Source organism: Streptomyces chromofuscus (genome assembly GCF_015160875.1).
In the GTDB taxonomy this organism is placed as follows: Bacteria; Actinomycetota; Actinomycetes; order Streptomycetales; family Streptomycetaceae; genus Streptomyces; species Streptomyces chromofuscus.
In genome coordinates, this window is the sequence record NZ_CP063374.1 from 6,753,518 (window position 1) to 6,774,660 (window position 21,143).

At 70.3% G+C, this 21,143-nt stretch carries 12 protein-coding genes and 5 pseudogenes; 11 read left to right on the plus strand and 6 right to left on the minus strand.

Annotation, left to right across the window (positions count from 1 at the left end; all coding sequences use genetic code 11):
- Nucleotides 1-214: 214 nt before the first annotated feature.
- Nucleotides 215-796: an adenylosuccinate lyase gene (locus IPT68_RS30345; RefSeq protein ID WP_189699797.1), complete on the plus strand. Its 582-nt coding sequence runs from the start codon at nt 215-217 to the stop codon at nt 794-796.
- A gap of 121 nt (nt 797-917) precedes the next feature.
- Here the strand turns inward: IPT68_RS30345 and IPT68_RS30350 are convergent.
- From IPT68_RS30350 to IPT68_RS30365, 4 genes and pseudogenes are all read right to left on the minus strand, one after another.
- Nucleotides 918-1,433: pseudogene (locus tag IPT68_RS30350) on the minus strand (N-acetyltransferase family protein); the annotation flags it as partial.
- Complete coding sequence (locus tag IPT68_RS30355; RefSeq protein ID WP_189699795.1) at nt 1,430-1,891, minus strand: RidA family protein; 462 nt, start codon at nt 1,889-1,891, stop codon at nt 1,430-1,432. The pseudogene IPT68_RS30350 and the gene IPT68_RS30355, both read right to left, overlap by 4 nt.
- Nucleotides 1,892-1,946: 55 nt before the next feature.
- The gene (locus IPT68_RS30360) at nt 1,947-3,515 is read right to left on the minus strand and encodes an alpha/beta hydrolase (RefSeq protein ID WP_189699794.1); all 1,569 of its coding nucleotides are present in this window, start codon (nt 3,513-3,515) and stop codon (nt 1,947-1,949) included.
- 202 nt (nt 3,516-3,717) lie between these two features.
- Nucleotides 3,718-4,042 (minus strand): annotated as a pseudogene (locus IPT68_RS30365) (Rv2578c family radical SAM protein); the annotation flags it as partial.
- Between IPT68_RS30365 and IPT68_RS30370 the strand changes: the two are divergent.
- The 3 genes from IPT68_RS30370 to IPT68_RS30380 all read left to right on the plus strand — a co-directional run bounded on the left by IPT68_RS30370 (nt 3,999) and on the right by IPT68_RS30380 (nt 7,607).
- Entirely contained in the window at nt 3,999-4,139 is a 141-nt protein-coding gene (locus tag IPT68_RS30370) for a hypothetical protein (protein ID WP_194074127.1), read from the plus strand. The pseudogene IPT68_RS30365 and the gene IPT68_RS30370 overlap by 44 nt on opposite strands.
- A 486-nt stretch (nt 4,140-4,625) precedes the next feature.
- On the plus strand, nt 4,626-6,002 hold the full coding sequence (locus IPT68_RS30375) for an IS1380 family transposase (RefSeq protein WP_189702455.1): 1,377 nt from the start codon (nt 4,626-4,628) through the stop codon (nt 6,000-6,002).
- Nucleotides 6,003-6,584: 582 nt separating this feature from the next.
- Nucleotides 6,585-7,607: an alcohol dehydrogenase catalytic domain-containing protein gene (locus IPT68_RS30380; RefSeq protein WP_228040038.1), complete on the plus strand. Its 1,023-nt coding sequence runs from the start codon at nt 6,585-6,587 to the stop codon at nt 7,605-7,607.
- 724 nt (nt 7,608-8,331) lie between these two features.
- Here the strand turns inward: IPT68_RS30380 and IPT68_RS30385 are convergent.
- Nucleotides 8,332-9,187, minus strand: a pseudogene (locus IPT68_RS30385) (ISAzo13 family transposase); the annotation flags it as partial.
- Nucleotides 9,188-9,287: 100 nt separating this feature from the next.
- Here IPT68_RS30385 and IPT68_RS30390 point away from each other — a divergent pair.
- Nucleotides 9,288-9,611 (plus strand): annotated as a pseudogene (locus tag IPT68_RS30390) (IS701 family transposase); the annotation flags it as partial.
- Between the two features lie 2,341 nt (nt 9,612-11,952).
- Here IPT68_RS30390 and IPT68_RS30395 read toward each other — a convergent pair.
- Nucleotides 11,953-12,176 (minus strand): annotated as a pseudogene (locus IPT68_RS30395) (Rv2578c family radical SAM protein); the annotation flags it as partial.
- Between the two features lie 180 nt (nt 12,177-12,356).
- On the opposite strand from IPT68_RS30395, the gene IPT68_RS30400 reads away from it, so the two are divergent.
- The 6 genes from IPT68_RS30400 to IPT68_RS30425 all read left to right on the plus strand — a co-directional run bounded on the left by IPT68_RS30400 (nt 12,357) and on the right by IPT68_RS30425 (nt 21,139).
- Complete coding sequence (locus IPT68_RS30400) at nt 12,357-12,800, plus strand: SRPBCC family protein (RefSeq protein WP_189698249.1); 444 nt, start codon at nt 12,357-12,359, stop codon at nt 12,798-12,800.
- A 150-nt stretch (nt 12,801-12,950) separates the two neighbouring features.
- The gene (locus tag IPT68_RS30405; protein ID WP_189698248.1) at nt 12,951-15,338 is read left to right on the plus strand and encodes an MFS transporter; all 2,388 of its coding nucleotides are present in this window, start codon (nt 12,951-12,953) and stop codon (nt 15,336-15,338) included.
- Between the two features lie 145 nt (nt 15,339-15,483).
- Nucleotides 15,484-17,931, plus strand: a complete 2,448-nt coding sequence (locus IPT68_RS30410) for an ATP-binding SpoIIE family protein phosphatase (protein ID WP_189698247.1) — start codon at nt 15,484-15,486, stop codon at nt 17,929-17,931.
- A 150-nt stretch (nt 17,932-18,081) separates the two neighbouring features.
- Nucleotides 18,082-18,807 (plus strand): class I SAM-dependent methyltransferase, encoded by a 726-nt coding sequence (locus IPT68_RS30415; protein WP_189698246.1) that lies wholly within the window; start codon nt 18,082-18,084, stop codon nt 18,805-18,807.
- A 201-nt stretch (nt 18,808-19,008) separates the two neighbouring features.
- Nucleotides 19,009-19,842, plus strand: coding sequence for a M55 family metallopeptidase (locus IPT68_RS30420; RefSeq protein ID WP_189698245.1), 834 nt, complete (start codon nt 19,009-19,011; stop codon nt 19,840-19,842).
- Nucleotides 19,835-21,139, plus strand: a complete 1,305-nt coding sequence (locus IPT68_RS30425; RefSeq protein WP_189698244.1) for a M20/M25/M40 family metallo-hydrolase — start codon at nt 19,835-19,837, stop codon at nt 21,137-21,139. Before IPT68_RS30420 ends, IPT68_RS30425 begins: the two co-directional genes overlap by 8 nt.
- The last annotated feature ends 4 nt before the right edge of the window (nt 21,140-21,143 follow it).

Sequence of the window (21,143 nt, forward strand, 5' to 3'; positions counted from 1 at the left end):
CGACCGACCGGCCCTGTCCCGGGGCCGAGTCGTGAAGCGGTACCTGACGTACCGAACCGACTGCTCTCGCGGCGGCTGCGTCACCAGGCCGTCGCGAGGAGGGTGCGAGTGGGTAACTCGCTCGTATGAGCTTAACTCGCGGGTAACGAGCGCGCCAGCCCCCTGACTCTGTGATGTAGGTCCTTTGCGGCGATGCGGTTTGTACGCTCGCGTCATGGACGAAGAGTTGCGATCACTCACGGAGCGCTTACGGCGGGAGTCCGAGGACTCGGCCGAGTTCGAGCGCCTGGCGGCGAGCGGGGACCACGACGAACTGGCCGCGGTGCTCACCGCGCCGGGGCAGCCGCTGTGGGCCAGGGAACTGGCCGCGTTCCGGCTGGGCCTCGCGGGCGACCGGCGGGCCTTCGAGTCCCTCGTCCTCCTCCTCAACCACCGTGATCCACCGCGCTGCGCCTCCGCCGCCCACGCCCTCGCCCGACTCGGCGACCCGCGCACCGCCCGCGCGGCCGCGGCCCTCGCCACCAACGAACTGCGCGTCGCCTACGCCCTGCACCCGGTACGCCTGCTCGTCGCGCTGCGGGCCCCCGAGTCCGTCCCTGCGCTGGTCACCACCCTGCGACGCCGGCTGCGCCCGCACGACCCGTACCGCCGGGTGGCCCTCGCGTGCGTGGAGGGGCTGGGCGCCCTGGGGGACGCCCGGGCCAGGCCCGTCCTGACCGACGCCCTGGCGCACCCGGCCCTGGCGGAGGCCGCGGTGGCGGCACTGCACCGCATTGCCGGCCCGCGACCGGGGTGAGCGCCCCGGGGGACCGCGGCGCCCTGCCTCATCGGGTGTCCGCAGACTCCCGCGGGTCGGTGTGAGCCGGCTTGCGCATGGCGGTGTCCACCCGCTCCGGTGCGCCGCCGGCCGTGGTCGTCAGGTCCCGTGCGTACCGCACCTCCGGGACCGCCACCCCGTCCACCTCGAACGGCTCCTGCGTTCCGTCCGCGGTGAAGCCCGCCCGTTCGTAGAAGCGGCGGGCGGAGGTGTTGTCCCGGAGGACCCACAGGAGCATGCGCGGGCGGCCCGCGGCTCGGCAGCGGCGCACCGACTCCTCCAGCAGCGCCTGCCCGATGCCCTCGCCGTACCGGCCGGGAGCCACGTAGATCGCGTACAACTCGGCGTCGGACGTGAGGCCTTCGTCGTGCCGGTAGGGGCCGTGGCAGGCCCAGCCGACGACCTCGCCGTCGAGCTCGGCGACCAGGTTCACCACACTGCCGTCCCCCTGCCCGAAGCGGGCCCGGCGGCGTGCGGCGTCCTCCGCGACGCTGAGCGCGTCCAGGTAGGACTGCGGCATCAGGCCCCGGTACGCGGTCCGCCAGCCGCCGACGCGGATCTCGGCCACCCGCTCGCAGTCGGCCAGGGTCAGCTCCCGGACGTGCGGCCCGCTCACGCGGCCACCACCGCTGGGGGTGCCCCCACGCCCTTGGGCAGTGGGTGAGCCTCGATCTCCATCAGGTACTCGGGCCGCACCAGCCCGGCGACCTGCACGGCCGACGCAGCCGGGAGGCGGTCGTCCGGTATGCGCTCGGCGCGGGCGGCGCGAACCGCGGACATGTGCGCCATGTCCGTGACGAAGTAGGTGAGTTTGACGACGTCGTCGAACGTGGCTCCCCCACTGCCACAAAGGGCGTGGGAGGTACCCCCAGCCGCGGCCAGACAGCGGCGCAGGTTCTCGAAGACCTGACGGGCCTGGGCGGCCGGGTCGCCGGCACCGACCAGTTCGCCGCGCTCGTCGAGCGGGAGCTGCCCGGCGACGGCGACGAAACGGCCGGTGCCCATGACCACGTGCGCGTACTGGGTGGCGGCTGCGACCCCGTCGGGGGCGGTAATCCTCGTCGGCTCACTCATGCGTCCATGGTGGACCATGGGTGCGACGACGCCCCCGACGGGCCGTCACCGTGCCTCAGCCGCGGAAGCCCAGCAGCCCGTGCAGCGTCGAACCCCGCGACTGACCGGCGGCCTTCGCCGTCAGTGGCCGGGGGTCGGGCTGCGCCGCGCACACCGCGTCGGCCCCGTCGCGACCGCGTGGCACGGTGCCGTCGGTCAGGTAGGCCGCCAGGTGCCGGTCGAGACAGGTGTTCCCGCTCAGCGTGATGCCGTGGTTGCCGCCGTTCTCCTCGACCACCAGGCGGGAGCCGCGCAGCAGCCGGTGGACCGCCGCGCCGCCCCGGTACGGGGTGGCCGCGTCGTGCGTCGCCTGGAACAGCAGGACCGGCGGCAGCCGGTCGTTGGCCACGTTCACCGGACGCAGGGAGGGCGTCGGCCAGAACGCGCACGGTGCGTTGTACCAGGCGTTGTTCCAGGTCATGAACGGTGCCCGCGCGTGCACCGCCCAGTTGTCCTTGCGCCACTGCCGCCAGTCGCGCGGCCAGTTCGTGTCCCTGCACTGCACCGCGGTGTAGACGCTGTAGCCGTTCTCCCCGGCGGCGTCGACCGCGCCGAAGGTCTCGTACGCCTCGACCAGCGGGTCGGGGTCCTCGGCGTTGACGTACGCGGCGAACGCCTCGGCGAGGTGGGGCCAGTAGCCGTTGTAGTAGCCGCCGGGCAGGAACGTGTCCTCCAGCTCGGCCGCGCCCACCGTGCCGTCGGCGGGCTTCTCGGCCAGCGCCGCCCGCATCGCGTACCACCTGTCCTCGACCCGCTCCGGGTCCGTGCCGAGCCGGTACCTGGCGTCGTGCCGCGCGACCCACGCCATGAAGGCCCGGTGCCGGTCGTCGAACGCCATGTCCTGGGTGAGGTTGTTGTCGTACCAGACGCCGGTGGGGTCGACGACCGAGTCGAGGACCATGCGCCGCACCCGGTCCGGGTACAGCCCGGCGTACACCGCGCCGAGGTAGGTGCCGTACGAGTAGCCGAAGTAGCTGATCCGCGGCGCGCCGAGGGCGCGCCGGATCCGGTCCAGGTCCCGGGCGGTGCTGCGCGTGTCGATGTACGGCAGCACGCGCGCGTACTTCTTGCCGCAGGCGTCGGCGAAGGACCTCGCGCGCGTGAGGTGGGCCCGCTCGGCGGCCGGGGCGGCCGGCACGGAGCCGGGGCGTACGGGCCTGAAGTGGCCGGGAGCGCAGTTCAGCGCCGGCTCGCTCGCGCCGACGCCCCGCGGGTCGAAGCCGATGACGTCGTACTGGGCCGCCACCGCCCGGGGCAGCGAGGAGGCGACGTATCCGGCGAGGGTCAGACCGCTGCCGCCGGGCCCGCCGGGGTTGACCAGCAGGGGCCCCTGGTACTTCTTCGCGGTGTGCGGGACGCGGGACAGGGCGAGAGTGATGCTGCGCCCGCCGGGGTCCGCGTGGTCGAGCGGGACCTTCAGGGACGCGCACTGGAGCGTGGGGTAGTCGGTGGTGCCGCACTTCTTCCAGGTGAGCGGGGCGTCGTGCGGGGCGGCGTGCGGGGCGCTCGCCCGGGCGGGGACGGCCGTGAACGTCCCGGCCACCACGACGGCGGCGCCGCAGAGCGCGGCTGCGCGTTTCTTCATGGGTCCTCCCAGGACGGAGGGTGGCGCGGGGCCGCGCGTCCCGCGGCCCTCGCCGCATCGTCCCGGGCAGGGCACGTGCGAGAACGTCTTCCGCCGATACTTGACCCGATTGGATCGAGAGTTGCGCTCGAACGATCTCAAGGCACGTGAAGGCGGAGAACGGTCTCAACGAGCGACGGACGAGCGAAAGCGGAGAACGGTCTCAGATGAGTGAAAGCTGGGTCGGCTCGGTCATGGCCGGAGGCGTCGGGGCCGGCTCCGGCTCCCGGATCCGGCGGTGCGTCCCGGCGCGCGTGGGGCCGATTCCGTACTCCTCGGCCAGATCGTGCACCTGACGGGTGATCCGGCGCTGGTACCACTTCGGGGCGTAGGCGCCGTCGGCGTACAGCCGCTCGTAGCGGCCCACCAGGTGTGGGTGCTCACGGCCGAGCCCAGGCCATGAACCACTCGCGCGCGCCCGGACGCAGATGCAGCACCAGCGGCGTGACCGAGGTGGCCCGGGAGGCCGCGATGGCCCGCACGGTGGCCCAGTACAAGGGCGGCCGGCCCAAGACGTTCACCCTCCCCGAGCGCCGGGAGATCAAGTTGCCTGATGCGGCACTAGTTCGCTCCGGCGAGCGATGATCCGCTCCAGGTCTCCCATACCCTGCACCCTCCCGCGATCTCACCGCGTACCCGTCCCGGTCACGGATCGTAGGAGTGGTCCCGGGGACGAGCGCAGCGGAACCCGAGAACCGCCTCAGCCGACAGGGCAGACGATCTTCACCATGGACACCCGCCGCCGACCAGCGCGAGCACGGCGACCCGCTTGCGGCCCCCGCCCGGACGCCGCACCCGCCCCAGGGGCCCCTCACCGGCCTCCAGTTCGAACACGCCCTTGCGGACGTCGTCTCGCTGACCACAGCGGCCTGCGCCACGGCCCGACACGCATACCACGCCAACGAGCCCCAGGACGGGAAGCAACACCTTGATTCCCTGCAAGCCTTAACCTCGCGCTTTCACGAGGTGGGGTGTCCGAGGTTTGATCAAATAAGCGGAGAGTGCTCCTGACCTGCAACGATGGGACTTGTCTAGGGTCCTGTCGGCTGCACTGAAAGAAGCACTCTCCAGGTGAAGAAGCGTATCGGGTCCTACCCGCGTGTCCGCATCGAGGGCGGCGGCCGCCAGGTGGTCTCCCAGGCAGGGGGCGTGCTGCTGGTCGAGACCGTCCGCAAGGCCGGCTTGGACACCGCGATATCAGCGGCGCTGACGCCGTGGCGGAAGGCTCGTGCGGTGCACGATCCGGGCAAGATCCTGCTGGACGTGGCCCTGGCGATTGCGCTGGGCGGGGACTGCCTCGCGGATGTCGCCATGCTGCGGGCCGAGCCGGCAGTGTTCGGGCCGGTGGCCTCCGACCCGACGGTCTCCCGCCTCATCGACACCCTCGCAGCCTCCGGAGAGAAGGCCCTGCGGGCTATCCGGGCCGCGCGGGCCGAAGTCCGGCAACGTGTCTGGTGGTTGGCCGGCCGGGAAGCGCCTGATGCGGGCGGCACGGTGACCGTCGACCTCGACGGGGTGCTGGTGATCGCGCACTCGGACAAGGAGGACGCCGCACCCACGTGGAAGCGGACCTACGGGCACCACCCGCTGATGGGGTTCGTCGACCACGGACCAGGCGGCACCGGTGAACCGGTCACGGCCCTGCTCAGACCGGGCAACGCGGGCTCGAACACGGCCACCGACCACATCACCGCCACCCAACTGGCCTTGGCCCAGCTGCCGAAGAAGTACCGGCGCGGACGTCGGACCCTGATCCGCACCGACTCCGCGGGCGGCACCCACGACTTCGTCGCCTGGCTCGCCCAGCGGGGACGGTGGCTGTCCTACTCGGTCGGCATGGTGATCACCGAGGCGATCCACCAGCATGTGCTGAAGGTTCCGGCATCGGCCTGGACGGCAGCCGTCGAGGCGGACGGCGAGATCCGCGACGGCGCCTGGGTCGCTGAACTCACCGGCGACGTCCTGGACGGCTGGCCGGAGGGCATGCGGCTGATCGTCAGGAAGGAACGACCGCATCCTGGAGCCCAGTTGCGGCTCACGGATGCCGACGGCATGCGGCTGACCTGTTTCGCCACCAACACCTCGGGCCGGCCGATCGCCGCCCTCGAGCTCCGTCACCGGCTGCGGGCCCGGGCCGAGGACCGCATCCGCGCCGCCCGGGCCACCGGCCTGCGCAACCTGCCCCTCCACCGCACGGCCCAGAACCGGATCTGGCTGGAGATCGTGCAGATCGCTCTCGAGCTGCTGGCCTGGATGCCGATGCTCGCCCTGACCGGCAAGGCCCGCCTCTGGGAGCCCCGCCGACTACGGCTTTGCCTGTTCACCGCGGCCGGACAGCTCGTGACCACCGGCCGCCGGCGGATCCTCCGCCTGGCCGGGCACTGGCCCTGGACCAGCCACCTCACCGCCGCTCTCGAACGGCTCGCACTCCTGCCGAACCCCGGCTGACCAGCAAATTCCCCGTCCCTACTACAGCACCTCACCACCCGGAGCAGTGGAACCCGGCGCCCCCGAGACGACACTCGGGCCCTCAGCCTGCCCAGCCTCCGCCACCCGCAACAAGATGGTCCGCCGACTCCGTCAGCGGACCATCAAGAAAGATCGAGGTTAATACATCAGGGTAAACGGCATGCGGAACAGTCAGGTTTTCAGTCAAGATCCATTTGGAAACGATTGTCGATTCTGGGAGCCCTCTCGGCTTGGGATGATCGCCAGCGGCCCCAATTGGGCCAAGTGAGTCGAATTTTCGGGAGCCTCTCTCCGTCGAGAGGGCGCTCTGAGGCGGGTTCTCGCCGAGATGGAGCGAGGGTGCCAGGAAATGGAACATCCGTGTCGGCGTGAGGCTTGCTGCATCTGACTTGTCTCCAGCGTTTCTCAGGTTGGCTCGTACTTGCACGTGCTAAACCTTGTAGTGACGCATGTGCAACTGAATCTGAGGCCTGTGGGGTGACCTTCAGTAAATACAGGTCTCAGAAACAAGGGCCATCGCAATAAGCACCCCCCACTCGGAAATTGCGAAGGAGCCGGGAAATGGCAACGATGAAGGCTGCTGTCGTCAGCGAGGTTAACGCCCCTTGGGTGCTGCAAGATGTCCCGAAGCCGGAAGCCGGCGCTCACCAGGTCCTCGTCAAGATCCATGCCTGTGGCGTGTGCTACACCGACGCACTGCTGGCTCAGGGAACGCTCAAGATGCGCGAGTTTCCCATGGTGCTCGGGCACGAAGGCGTCGGCGAGGTCGTCGCCGTAGGTGACGGTGTGACGTCACGCAAGATCGGGGACAGGGTGGGACTCCCCATCACCCAGAGAGCGTGCGGTCGGTGTGACTTCTGCCGGGAACGGCATGTGAACAGCTTCGTCACCGCGAATAACTGTGCCGCGCCTGTGCTGACAGGTGTGAATGTTGACGGTGGCCAGGCCGAGTATGTTGTGGCGGACGAGGAGGGCACGGTCCTGTTGCCCGAGGGGTTGTCGTATGAGCTGGCGGCGCCCACCGTCTGTGCGGGCTACACCGTGTGGGCAGCCCTTCGTCGTGCGAATGCCAAGCCAGGTGCACGGGTGGCTGTCGTCGGGATCGGCGGCGTCGGACATCTCGGAATCCAGTTCGCCAAAGCCGCAGGATGTCACGTTATCGCGGTAACGCACTCTCCCGACAAGCACGATCTGGCAAGGGAGCTGGGTGCGGATGATGTGGTAGCGAACGGCGCCGAGCTTCGAGAGGCAGGTGGCGCGGATGTGCTGCTCCACACTGCCCCGACTCACGACCCTGCCATTGATGCGATGCAGGGACTCCGTCCATGGGCAAAGATCATCCTCATGGGCATCTCGGCTGAGGACACCTTCCCGATCCCTGCCCTTGCCGTGACCGGGCAGAGCTTCGAAATCATCGGATCTGCCCACAACGGGCCGGAGTATCTGGCTGAAGCCCTGGAGATCGTTGCACGCGGGGATGTCAAGCCCATGATTGAGGTCTTCCCGAAGGAGGAGGTCGGCGAGGCATACAACCGCCTCATCAACGGGCAGTTGCGGTTCCGCGCCGTCGTCAAGTACGCCTAACCTCGATCCTTCATAGGGGTCCGGCAGCTTGCTGACGGACCCCTCCGACTCGTTCAGGAAGTTGGGTGGACTGGTGGCCCGGCCGTCGCGTGACGGAGGTGCTGAATGCGCTTGCGGGCCGCCGAGCTGGAGGCCACATTGGCTGCCTACCGGCCGTGCTGCCGAAACCGGTGGGTGAGGTGAAGTTCCTAAAAAGGCGGTTCGAGGCCACCCGCCTGAGGGCCCGCAAATACCTGCCGGCGAAGTGGTCCTCCCGGATGCTTCATGTCGCCGAGGCCGGATACTACGCCTGATGGGAACCGACCGTCATCAAACCTTCGGGTCAAGCACGCCTGGCTGACCTCGATCTTTCCTCTACGGGCCGCCGACGGAGTCGGTGCTCCGCTTCGTTGTTGATGGCGCGCTGGCACAAGCCCAACATCTCAGCCAGGACGTTCTGCGAGCACACGTGGCGGAGGTAGATCACGCTCAGCAGGACCCGGTCTGCGGGAGTGAGGACCGGACGCTTGTTGTCTCCGGCACCGTGGCGGCGGTGGCCGCCTCGCTTGCGGTGCAGGCGTTCCTCACGCAGGGAGCCCAGCTCGGGTGCGAGCTCCGCGGCCAGGGCTGCCGTCTCCTCGCGGCTCATCCTGGTCAGGGCAGGCTCGGCCGGCAGATCGAGCACCCGTTGGCGGGCTGGGTCATGGTCTGTGACCTGCGCAGGCGCGTCGTTGAGGTGGCCGTCAGGCCGGACGGTGTAGTTCCAGGAGCCGTGCGTGTCGTGGTACTCGATCGGCAAGATCTTCAGCTGAGCCTTGCTGATCGAGATGCCCAGGGGGTAGCGGCGGGTGTCAAGTTGAGCTTCAACACGCAGTCCGCTGCGGGTCCGGGTCGCGGCAATGGCGTTGACGACGACGTCATGGCTGGTCAACGGACGCCCTCGCCAGTTCATCGTGATGTGTTGGCCCGGAGAAGAAGCTGTGGTCATCGACCCGGATCGGGTCACCCTTCGGCCGCCACTGACGGCCGGGGTTCGGCAGCTGCCCGATCATTTTCTTCTTCTTCGTGTCCACGCTGATGACAGGATCCCCCTCGGCCTGATGCCATTTGACCTGCTCATTGAGGTAGTGGAACTGGGCGTCACGATTGGGGTGTTGCTCGCCCTCCAGGGCCTTGGCCTGGGCCTGGAGGCTGAAGCCGTTGTCCTCCAGTAGCCGACCCACCGTCATCGCGGAGACCGGATGGCCTTGACGCGTCAGCTCGTCGGCGAGATTCCGCAGCGACTTGGTCGTCCACCGCAGCGGTGACATCGGATCGCCCCGCTCATCGGGCTCGACCAGCGCCATCAACGCAGGCAGCAGGGCCGGATCAACCTCCTCCGCACGCTTGCGTCCACCGCCCGGTCTCCGCATCCGTCCCACAGGCGGCCGAGCCTCACCCACCTCCAGCTCGAAAACACCCCTGCGGACCGTCGTCTCGCTCACCCGCGTGGCCCGCGCGACGGTCCGGACACCGCCATGCCCCAGCAGCCTCGCCTCGGCCCCCAGCAGCAGACGCCGTTGCCGTTCGTCCAGATGCGGCAGCAAGACCTCAAACCGCACGGCGAGTTGGCCGTGTTCCCCTTCCGGAAACGCCGTACCAGGTCAACGGGACACACCGCCGGAAGCGACGGCTTGTTTCCGTACGGCTCCCCTCTGTGACGCACCGCTCGGCACCGCGGTCGAGCACCTGGTCCGCGTCGCCGGGACGCGCTGGGCCACCGAGGAAGCCTTCCAGGCCGCGAAGAACGAATGCGGACTCGACCAGTACGAGGTCCGCCGCTACACCGGCTGGATGCGGCACATCACCCTGGCCATGCTGGCGCACGCCTTCCTGGCCGTCATGGCCACCGACGCCGCGGTAAAAGGGGCAGCAGAAACGGTTCCTGCCTTGCGCCCCTCACCGTGGCAGAAGTTCGGCGGCTCCTGGCAACTGGCGACTCGAGCCTCGCCGTTCACCAGCCCTTCATCAGTGCACGGGCACTGAGATGGTCGCACTGGCGCAGACGACGCCAAGCTGTCGCCCGCCGCTGTCACGATCTGCGGCGGCTGCACACGATCGAGGGGCGGCCCGGGAAAGAGAACACAGGCCGGAACTCAGCCCTCTACACTCACCCAGACCGCACCTGAACAGGGAAAACGTCAAAGTTCTGCTGGAGTACTAAGAGGGTGGCTACAGGTGATGACCCTCTTAAGGGCGTAGAACCCCATGTGAATGCGCAAGTCGATGGAGTCGCCCATGCTGCCTGCGGTGTATCGCAAGCCCTCACGGGAAAAGGGCATGGGTGAACGTAACCGTTGCGAAGGCCGCATCCCCCCACGCACCAAGGTCTTCATCAGATGGCAGCCATATCTCCCATGAGCGGCTGCCTCGGCCTCCGGGCATCGCTTGGGACTGGGGCCAGACGTTCGCATCGAGATCACTGCTTTCGCAGTCATGGCCTTCATACAGCCACACGTTGGGTCGCACAGACACCTGTTCGTCGTCACGCAGAAATGCCCGCACAGACAGAACGGCTCTGGCTTCATCGCCTGCACACACTTTGAAGGTCTTTCTCCACGATCGGTCGTTGTGTGTGAGAGCGAATGTTTCCCGGATCGGACTTTCATTCCGGACGGAGCTACCCCCCCAGACATCAACCCCGTCACGTGCCCCGATCTTGCCTTGGACAACGATGATGTGCTGTACAGCTGCTGAAGCGGGCTCCGTCATGCCCGCAAAGGGAATGGGAGCCAACAGGGCGGCAGTCGCTACGAAACGTCCGAATCGCATGCCGAGCCTCGTTTCAGGTTGTGACCGGTGTGATCACGGCGTCGGAGCCCACCTCGATACGTCGTTCACACAGGCTGAGCCTGCGAGGGCGCCGCCATGCACGAGGTGACTGGCGCCTAGTGCAACGCTTCATGTGCACCACCTCGCTCGTGTGCCACAAGCGGAGTCGCCAGTGGCTACACGGCAGTGCCGGTGAACAGTGGGTGGCGCCTGCACGAGATCAGGCAGACAAGTCCACCCCGGTATTGAGGCCCCGATTCGTTGCAACCCTAGGCGGCTTGCATCCTCGAAAGACCTACTTTTCATAGTGCACCCAGGGCACTTGAAGTGCCAGCCAGCACTACTCCACGGCGAATCAGGCGTCATGAGCAGACCCAGCCACGAGTGTGGCCGCGGCCGCAAGGCGGACTGGCTCCAGGTCCCGGGCTGGTGTCAGGTCCGGATCGAAGTGCCGATCGTCCAGCAGTGCACCGATCCGCCCTTCGGCAACACGCTCGCCGAGCGTGACGAGCTGGTCGGCTGGAGGTGCGAGAGCCTGGTTTCCTTCGCTGTCCACCCGGGACTGTGCGCACCGCAGTGCCGCCACGACGAGCGCGGCGCGCCCCTTGAGTTGCTGTCGCCTGTGAGATCGGAGGCAGATGCACGCTTGAACGGTGAAGTCGCATTACTTCGTCCTCTACGCCGGTCAACGCGCTTGCCAGGCCACGGAGCTCCCTTGGCCGCTTCTGCCAGTTTGCCTTCTTCGCGCGAGCGCATGCGGAGACTGCGTTCGTAGCCGCGCTGACGGACCGGAACCGCCTTGCCGTAGGTGTCGACTTGGAGAGGGGCAAGCCGCGGCCGGCCGCGGTTGCGAAGGCCGGCCCGAGGGGTGCGACCCAAAGGGTCAGGAAGACGGCCAGTCCGATGAACGGGACCACGGTAGAGGCGACCACTGTCTCCGAAGCCGTGTCGAAGTGTCCGCTCCGGATCGCTTCCCATCCGTCTACGGGCGCTTCAGTGAAGGGTTTCAGTGGAGCCCAGAGATTTCCCTTTGCCCAGGTAGTCGTGATGGCGTCAACCCACAAGACCACGACGAAGATGCTCGGTATCTCAGTGGCGGCGAGGGCGCGCGGGTGTGCGTAGTGCCTCGCGCGTAGGGCAAGGCGCAGTCGTCTGGACGCCGGCGGAAGATTCTTTGCCTCGCCGGGTGAAAATGCGAGGCGTCCGCCCTGCTGGAAGTCCGCAAGCTTCCGGCAGGGCGGTCTTCTGTGTCCGCCGTTCTCGTGAACGGCCTCAGGGCCCGCCGCGCCGCGGGCTTGCGGGCCCGCGACGCGGCGGGAGCTCACTATGTGGCTGCGCGATGCCTGGTCTGATCGCGCAGCAAGAGCCATGGAACTGCACCGGCGGAAGCGGGGCGCGGTGCGCCCTCGCCCTGTAGGAGGGCGGCGTAGGCTGCCTTCCCCGCCTCCCTCGGAGCGGGTCCCCCGCCCGGGTGCTCCTCAGCTGGGATCGACGCAGCCATGGCTTTCCAGGCCCTGTCTGCGCGCGGTGAGCTGGGCATCGAACCTCCCCGAGTAATAGTCGCGTGCGTGCAGCCCCGGTAGGGGTTCACCGTCCACTCGAAGGGCATGCGGGAGGCCCCGGCACCCGGTTGATGATCGAGCGGGTCCGCACCTCGTGGAACGTGATGCCGGCGAACTCGGGGGTGTCGAAGATGCGGGTGATCACCGCGTCCGCGCCGAACAGCGCGGGGTCGGCCGGGCTGTCGCCGGATCCCGGGGTCAGGTTCTCCCAGCGCATGACGCCTCCTCGGTAGCACTGCCCCCACAATAGAACAGGTGTTCCCATGATCGTGTGACCGTTCACGTCCGATCGCGCGGCGAAACCCGATCGATCACATCCGGCCCCCGATTTGGGGGGCCGGTCGGCGGGGTGGTTGGCTTGCCCCAACCCCGAGAACTCAGGTGCTGGAGGAACTCCATGGCGCAGGTCGAGGCCACAACGGAACGGGTCGTCGCGGCGGACGCGGAGAAGGTGTTCGACACCCTCGCCGACTACAGCGGCACGCGCGCGAAGCTGCTGCCCGAGCACTTCAGCGAGTACGAGGTGCGCGAGGGCGGCGACGGTGAGGGCACCCTCGTCCACTGGAAGCTCCAGGCCACCAGCAAGCGCGTCCGTGACTGCCTCCTGGAGGTCAGCGAGCCGACCGACGGCGAGCTGGTCGAGAAGGACCGCAACTCCTCCATGGTCACCACCTGGCGGGTCACCCCGGCCGGCGAGGGCAGGTCCCGCGTCGTGGTGACCACCACCTGGTCCGGCGCCGGCGGCATCGGCGGCTTCTTCGAGAGGACCTTCGCGCCCAAGGGGCTCGGCCGGATCTACGACGTGGTCCTCGCCAGGCTCGCCGCCGAAGTGGAGAAGTGACCCAAGAGGCCGGTGGCCAAAGGCCGTTGGCCTCTCACCGTTTCGGGTGATCTCCGCGCCGGAAGGCATGATGCCGTAACTCGTCGCGCTTGTTGGTAGTTGTCGCTTTTACGCGGGAATTGTGCAGCAGCGCGACGAGGGGAGCGGCACGTGGGCGGGACCACTCTGGTGAAGGACGAACCGGTCGCGGCGGCGCCCCCGCAGCTGCCGGCGCCACCGCCCGCCCAGGCCGTCGAACTCGGCCCGCGCCGCGTGCGGTTGGTCTTCTTCGCCCTGATGCTGGCCCTGCTCCTGGCCGCCCTGGAGCAGATGATCGTCGCCACCGCGCTGCCGAAGATCGTCGGCGAGCTGCACGGCCTGGACAAGATGTCCTGGGCGATCACCGCCTACCTGCTCACCGCCACCGTCGGACTGCCGATCTACGGCAAGCTGGGCGATCTGCTCGGCCGCAAGGGCGTCTTCCAGTTCGCCATCGTCGTCTTCGTGATCGGCTCCGCCCTCGCGGGCCGCGCGCAGACCATGGACCAGCTGATCGCCTTCCGCGCGGTGCAGGGCGTCGGCGCGGGCGGCCTCATGATCGGCGTGCAGGCGATCATCGCGGACGTCGTGCCGCCGCGGCAGCGCGGCAAGTTCATGGGGCTGATCGGCGCCGCCTTCGGTCTCGCCTCCGTCGCCGGACCGCTGCTCGGCGGTTACTTCACCGACCACCTCTCCTGGCGCTGGTGCTTCTACATCAACGTGCCCTTCGGCCTGGTCACCATGGCCGTCGTCGCCGTCGCCCTCACCCTGCCCAAGCCCACGGCCAAGCCCCGCTTCGACGTCCTCGGCGCCCTGCTGCTCACCGCGGCCTCCACCTGCCTGGTGCTGCTGACCAGTTGGGGAGGCACCGAGTACGCCTGGGGCTCCCGCGTCATCCTCGGGCTGACGGCCGGCGCCGTGACCGCCACCGTGCTCTTCCTGGTCGCCGAGCACATCGCCGCCGAACCCCTCATCCCGCTGCGGCTGTTCCGCGACTCGGTCTTCAACATCACCTCTCTGGTGGGCCTGGTGGTGGGCGTCGCGCTGTTCGGCGCCGCCAGCTACCTGCCGACGTTCCTGCAAATGGTGGACGGCGCCAGCGCCACCGAGTCGGGGCTGCTGATGCTGCCGATGATGGGCGGCATCGTCGGCGCGTCGATCGTCTGCGGACAGCTCATCAGCGCCACCGGCCGCTACAAGGCCCACCCGATCCTCGGCAGCGCCCTGTCCGTCCTCGGCATGTGGCTGCTCTCCCGGCTCGAGGCCGACACGCCCCGGCTGCACTACAGCGTCTGGATGGCCGTCCTCGGCACCGGGATCGGCATGGTGATGCCGGTGCTGATCCTCGCCGTGCAGAACTCCGTGCGCCCCGCCGACCTGGGCACCGCCACCAGCGCCAACAACTACTTCCGGCAGATCGGCGGCAGCGTCGGCGCCGCCGTCTTCGGCACCCTGTTCGCCGACCGGCTCACCGACGCCCTCGCCGACCGGCTGCCCGCGCGCGCGGGCGCCGCCCTGCCCGATGCCGAGTCCATCACCCCGCAAGCCGTCCACGCCCTGCCCCCGGCACTGCGCGACGGCTACATCCAGGCCTACGCCGACGCCATGCCGAGGATCTTCCTGTACCTCGTGCCCGTGCTCGTCGTCGGCCTGGTCCTCGCGTTCTTCCTCAAGGAGAAACCCCTGGTGACCCACCACACCCCCGAGACGGACATCCGGACGGTCAACGCAACGATCCCGCAGGCCCGTTCGCCGCACGCCGCCGGAATCGCCGTCTGCGGCACGGTCCAGCACCCCGACGGGACCGTCGTCCCGCGCGCGGCGCTCACCCTCATCGACGTCGCCGGACAGCAGATCGGGCGGGGCGCCAGCGGCGAGGACGGCCGCTACGCGCTGGCCACGCCGGGCTCCGGCTCCTACGTGCTGATCGCGGCGGCGGGCGGTCACCAGCCCCAGGCCGTCTCCGTGACCGTCGGCGAACGCCCCGTCGAGCTCGACGTCGTCCTCGGCGGGGCCGGACGCCTCGCGGGGGCCGTGGTCACCGCCGACGGCGCACCCGTGCGGGACGCCACGGTCACCCTCACCAACGTGCACGGCGAGGTCGTCGCCAGCACCCGCAGCGGACGCGAGGGCGGCTACGTCATCACCGACCTGGTCGCCGGTGAGTACACCCTCGCCGCCGGCGCGCCCGCGTTCCGCCCCACCGCCCTCCCGGTCAGCGTCCAGGCCGCCCGCGAGACCCGGCAGGACGTCGAACTCGCCGGCGGCGCCGTGCTGCGCGGCACCGTCCGGGCGAGCGGCGGACGGCCCGTGGAGGACGCGCGCGTGACCCTGCTCGACGCGGCGGGCAACGTCGTCGACACGCTCACCACCGGACCCGACGGCACCTTCCGGTTCGTCGACCTGTCCTCCGGCGAGTACACGGTCATCGCGGCCGGGTATCCGCCCGTGGCCACCGTGCTCCAGGTGGCCGGCGGGGGGCGCACGGAGCGGGACCTCCAGCTGGGGCACGAGGACTGAGCAGCCCGGGGGGCGCGCGATCGTGCGCCCGCGCGCCCCGGGACATCAATTCCCGTATTGCCGCCCACCACGCACGGGCGGAGCCGTACGGTGGTGACCCGGGGGCACAGATCTTGCACAGCCGTGGGGAGAGAGGGCCTGGGCCATGGACCGTGGCACCGACCGGGGAGCACCTCCCAGCCACCTGGCCGGGAGCACCGTGCCGACGGGACGTGTCCCGCTGGCCGTGGTCGTGGTGGACCGCGAGGGCCTGGTCTCCCACTGGAGCACCGGCGCGCGGCGGCTGTTCGGCACCGCCAGGGAGTCCGCGATCGGCCGCCCGGCCGGCGACCTGCTGCCCGTCTCCGGCGCACTGCCCGCGGAGCAGGAGCAGTCCCCGTACGGGCCTTACGGGGCGCACGACGGTCCCGGCCCGGACCTGGGGGTCTCGCTCGACGGCGGGCTGTCCTACCCGGCCGCGGGCAGCGCCCGCGTCACGGTGCCCGACGGCGGCCGGGTCGACGTCCTGTGGTGGGCGTATCCGCTGGTGGGACCCGGCGCGGAGCGGCTGCTGGTACTCGCCGCCGACGCGGCCGCGCTGCGCCCGCACGAGACGGACGAGGACGCCGCCGTCGAGCGGATCGCGCCCGCCTTCGCCCTGCACACCGACTTCCCCGGCGCCGACGAACTGGCCCGCAGGCTCCCCGAGATCCTGCCCAGCATGAGCGTCGAGGAGAGCGCCCGCATCGTCGGGCAGGTCCTCGAACTCGGCTACCCGATCCTGGAGTTCAGTCAGAACGACCGTGTGCCGGTCACCCCGGACTGGGGCGTGCCCCGGCGTGCCGAGCGCAAGGCGCGGCGCGCCCGGCTCGTCCGGGCCGTGGCCAACGGTGAGCCCGTGCCGGAGGAACTGCGGGACGAGGCCGAGGACCTCGAGTACGTGGCCGTGCGGGAGCGCCTGGAGTTCCTCAACGAGGTCAGCGGGAGGATCGGCACCTCGCTCGATCTGGCACGGACGATCGTCGAGGTCAGCAAGGCGGTCGTACCGCGCTTCACCGACGTCGCCGGCACCTATCTGCGCGAGCAGGTCGTGGCCGGCGAGGGCTTCCCGGACGGAGTGCCGGACACGACCACCATGTGGCACCGGGTGGCCCTCGAGCACACCGACGAACCCGGCCGCTGGGACGACGTGGTCCCGGTCGGCGAGGCCATGCCGTTCCCGGCGCACACGCCGTTCTTCCAGTGCATGACCACCGGCGAGCCCGTCCTCGTGCCCCGGATCAGCGAGCAGATGGGCCACGCCATCGCCTCGCAGTTCGAAAAGCGCGACATCCGGCCGCTGATCACGGGCCGCAGCATGCTCGTCGTCCCGCTGAAGGCGCGTCATGTGGTGCTCGGCTTCATGATCCTGCTGCGGCATCCGGAGCGCGCCGAGTTCAACGACATGGACAAGGTCACCGGCGCCGAACTCGCCGCCCGCGCGGGCCTCGTGCTGGACAACGCGCGCATGTACACCTTCCAGGAGAGCGTCGCCGAGACCCTCCAGGACAGCATGCTGCCGCACATCCCGCCGCGCATGGCGGGCTGCGACATCGCCACCCGCTACCTGCCCGGCACCATGCTGGGACGCGTCGGCGGCGACTGGTTCGACTCCGTCAAGCTGCCCGGCGCGCGCACCGCGTTCGTCGTCGGCGACGTCATGGGCCACGGCCTGAACTCGGCGGCCATGATGGGCCAACTGCGCACGGCCGTGCAGACCATGGCCGCCCTCGACCTGCCGCCCGCCCAGCTGCTGCGCAACCTCGACGACCTCGCCCAGCGGCTCGGCGACGGCTACCTCGCGACCTGCCTGTACGCCGTGTACGACCCGATCGCGAGCGAGCTGCACCTCGCCAACGCCGGTCACATCCCGCCCGTGCTGGTGCGCGCCGCCGACGGGCGCAGCGAACTGCTCGACCTGCCCACCGGGGCGCCCATCGGCGTCGGCGGGGTCCCGTTCGAGGCGGTACGCGTGCGCGTGGAGCCCGGTGACCGGCTCGTGATGTGCACCGACGGGCTGGTCGAGATGCGCGGCGAGGACATCGGTGTCGGACTGGCCACGCTGTGCGAGTCGGCCGCGCACCCCGCCGCGTCCATGGACGACGCCTGCGACACGATCATCCGCGCCCTCAACACCCGCGGCGGCCGCAAGGACGACGTCGCCCTGCTGATGGCCCGCCTGGGCGGCATCGAGCCCGACGACGTCGCCGAGTGGCGGTTCGCCGCGGACCCGGCCGAGGTGGGCCGGGCGCGCGCGGTGGTCCGTGAGCAGCTGCACGCGTGGGGCCTGCCGAAGCTCGCGGACAACGCCGAGCTGATGGTCAGCGAGCTGGTCACCAACGCCGTACGGCACTCCTACCGCGGGCCGGTCGAGCTGCGCCTGGTGCGCGGCGACACACTGCTGTGCGAGGTGGACGACGACGAACACGACCTGCCGACGCTGCTCAGCGCCGGGCCCGGCGACGAGACCGGGCGCGGACTGCGGGTCGTCAGCACCCTCGCGCGCGAGTGGGGTGCCAGCCGCAGGGGAGCGGGCAAGACCGTCTGGTTCGAACTCACGCTGCCGCGCCGCTGATTCGTCCGCCGGGGGCGTACGCCGGTCGAACGGGCCGTGAAGGTGTACGCCGTGTACGCGCCGTGTCCTTGTGGCCGCGCCCCGGGCGCGATAGACCGTACTCGCCCGTCACCCACGGCGGGAAGCGGCGTCGGACCTGGGGAGTTGGCCATGAGCGTGACGAGTCGGTACCGGGAGGCCTGGGAGGGGTTCTGGCGCGAGGCGCCCGGCGAGCAGGGCTCGGTGTTCTGGGACGCCGAGCCCGCGCTGACCGCGGGACGGCATGTGGCCCTGTTCGAACCGCACCTGACCGACCCCGGTCTGCCCATGGTCGACCTGGGCTGCGGCAACGGCACCCAGACCCGCTTCCTCGCGGGCCGCTTCCCGCGCGTGCTCGGCGTCGACCTGTCCGCGGCGGCCGTCGACCACGCCGGGCAGGCGGACCCGGCGGGACAGGCGGCGTACCGCGTGCTGGACGCCGCCGACAAGACCGAGGCGCAGGCGCTGCACGCGGAGCTCGGCGACGCCAACGTGTACATGCGCGGCGTCCTGCACCAGTGCGAGCCCGCCGACCGGCAGCCGCTGGTCGACGGGATGGCGACGCTGGCCGGGGGGCGCGGCCGGGTCTTCCTCGTCGAGCTCGCCGAGGCCGCCGGGCTCGTCCTGCGCGGCCTGGCACAGAGCCAGGACGGGCCGCCCGCCAAGCTCGCCCCGGTCTTCCGGCACGGCATCGCGCCCGGCGAGGTGGCCGACGCAGCGGTGCCCGAGTTCCTGACCGCGGCCGGGCTCACCGTGCTCGCGAGCGGGGACCTGCCGCTGACCACGACCGAGTACGGGCCCGACGGCGCCCGGATCGAGCTGCCGTCGAAGTGGCTGGTGGCGGGCCGCACCGGGTGACGGGGCCCGCACGACGCCACAGGCCGGCGGCGGGCCGGCCCGGGTGCGCGAGGGGCGCGGCGGCGGAGGTCCGAAGCGGGCCACCGCCCGTCCCCGGCGCGTCACCGTGACGGTGCGTCCCGACACCGGCACCGGCCGAGCGGCCGGTGAACGGCACCCTGTCCTGGCCGCCCGTCGGATCAACGCGTAACGTGACGCACCATGAAGATCCTCATCAGCGCCGACATGGAGGGCGCCACCGGCGTCACCTGGCCGGCCGACGTGCTGCCCGGGACAGCCCAGTGGGAGCGCTGCAGGTCCATGTTCACCTCGGACGTGAACGCCGCCGCGCTCGGCTTCTACGACGGCGGCGCCGACGAGGTGCTCGTCAACGAGGCGCACTGGACGATGCGCAACCTGCTGCTGGAGCACCTGGACGAGCGGGTGCAGATGCTCACCGGGCGGCACAAGTCGCTGTCGATGGTCGAGGGCGTGCAGCACGGCGACGTGGACGGCATCGCGTTCGTCGGCTACCACGCGGGTGCGGGCGCGGAGGGCGTCCTCGCGCACACGTACCTGGCCAACTCCATCACCGGCGTGTGGCTGAACGGCGTACGGGCCAGCGAAGGGCTGCTGAACGCGCACGTCGTCGCCGAGTACGGGGTGCCCGTGGTGCTGGTGACGGGCGACGACGTGGCGTGCGAGGACGCGCTCGGGTACGCGCCCGAGGCGCTGAAGGTCGCCGTCAAGGACCATGTGTCGCGGTACGCCGCCGTGTGCCGGACGCCGGCCAGGACCGCAGCCGACATCCGCGCCGCCGCCAAGGAGGCGGCGGCGCTGGCGGTGCGCCACGAGCCGGTCGCGTCCGGCCCGTACACCGTCGCGGTCGAGTTCGACGCCGAGCATCTCGCCATGGCGGCGACCGTGGTGCCGGGCGTCGAACGGACCGGGGAGCGGAAGGTGGCGTACACCTGCGCGACCATGTACGAGGGGATCCGCACCTTCAAGGCGGTCACCACCGTCGTCTCGGCTGCCGTGGAGGAGCAGTATGGCTGACCAGCGCGCGCTCGACGAGGTCGTGGAGTTCACCTCCGGCCTCATCCGCATCGACACCACCAACCGGGGCGGCGGCGACTGCCAGGAGCGGCCGGCCGCCGAGTACGCGGCCGAGCGGCTGGCCGAGGCGGGCCTGGAGCCCACGCTCCTGGAGCGCACCAAGGGACGGACCAACGTGGTCGCCCGCATCGAGGGCACGGATCCGGGAGCCGATGCCCTGCTCGTCCACGGCCACTTGGACGTCGTGCCCGCCGAGGCCGCCGACTGGAGCGTGCACCCGTTCTCCGGAGAGGTCCGCGACGGTGTCGTCTGGGGCCGGGGCGCGGTCGACATGAAGAACATGGACGCGATGATCCTGGCCGTCGTACGGTCCTGGGCCCGCGAGGGCGTACGGCCCCGGCGGGACCTCGTCATCGCGTTCACCGCGGACGAGGAGGCCAGCGCCGAGGACGGCTCCGGCTTCCTCGCCGACCGGCACGCCGCGCTGTTCGAGGGGTGCACGGAAGGCATCAGCGAGTCCGGGGCGTTCACCTTCCACGACGGCGCGGGCCGGGAGATCTACCCGATCGCGGCCGGGGAGCGCGGCACGGGCTGGCTGAGGCTCACCGCGCGCGGTCGCGCCGGGCACGGCTCCAAGGTCAACCGGGAGAACGCGGTGACCCGACTGGCCGCCGCCGTCGCGCGGATCGGCGCGCACGAGTGGCCGCTCAGGCTCACCCCGACCGTACGGGCGGCGCTCACCGAACTCGCCGCGCTGTACGGCATCGACACCGACCTGAGCGACGTCGACCGGCTGCTGGAGAAGCTGGGCCCGGCCGCCAAGCTCGTCGAGGCCACCGTCCGCAACAGCGCCAACCCGACCATGCTGGACGCCGGTTACAAGATCAACGTCATCCCGGGCGAGGCCGTGGCCCACGTCGACGGGCGCTACCTGCCGGGCGGCGAGGAGGAGTTCCGGGACACCCTCGACCTCCTCACCGGGCCGGACGTGGACTGGGAGTTCGAGCACCGCGAGGTGGCGCTGCAGGCGCCGCTGGACTCGCCGACGTACGCCAGGATGCGGGCGGCCGTCGAGGAGTTCGCGCCCGAGGGGCACGTCGTGCCGTACTGCATGTCGGGCGGCACCGACGCCAAGCAGTTCTCCCGGCTCGGGATCACCGGCTACGGATTCGCGCCGCTGAAGCTGCCCGAGGGCCTCGACTACCAGGCCCTCTTCCACGGCGTCGACGAGCGGGTGCCCGTCGAGGCACTGCACTTCGGCGTCCGCGTCCTCGACCGTTTCCTGCGGGACGCCTGACCAC

Coding starts and splice junctions, on each gene's coding strand:
- IPT68_RS30345 (WP_189699797.1), top strand. CDS start 215: ATGGACGAAGAGTTGCGATCACTCACGGAGCGCTTACGGCGGGAGTCC.
- IPT68_RS30355 (WP_189699795.1), bottom strand. CDS start 1,891: ATGAGTGAGCCGACGAGGATTACCGCCCCCGACGGGGTCGCAGCCGCC.
- IPT68_RS30360 (WP_189699794.1), bottom strand. CDS start 3,515: ATGAAGAAACGCGCAGCCGCGCTCTGCGGCGCCGCCGTCGTGGTGGCC.
- IPT68_RS30380 (WP_228040038.1), top strand. CDS start 6,585: ATGGCAACGATGAAGGCTGCTGTCGTCAGCGAGGTTAACGCCCCTTGG.
- IPT68_RS30400 (WP_189698249.1), top strand. CDS start 12,357: ATGGCGCAGGTCGAGGCCACAACGGAACGGGTCGTCGCGGCGGACGCG.
- IPT68_RS30410 (WP_189698247.1), top strand. CDS start 15,484: ATGGACCGTGGCACCGACCGGGGAGCACCTCCCAGCCACCTGGCCGGG.
- IPT68_RS30415 (WP_189698246.1), top strand. CDS start 18,082: ATGAGCGTGACGAGTCGGTACCGGGAGGCCTGGGAGGGGTTCTGGCGC.
- IPT68_RS30420 (WP_189698245.1), top strand. CDS start 19,009: ATGAAGATCCTCATCAGCGCCGACATGGAGGGCGCCACCGGCGTCACC.
- IPT68_RS30425 (WP_189698244.1), top strand. CDS start 19,835: ATGGCTGACCAGCGCGCGCTCGACGAGGTCGTGGAGTTCACCTCCGGC.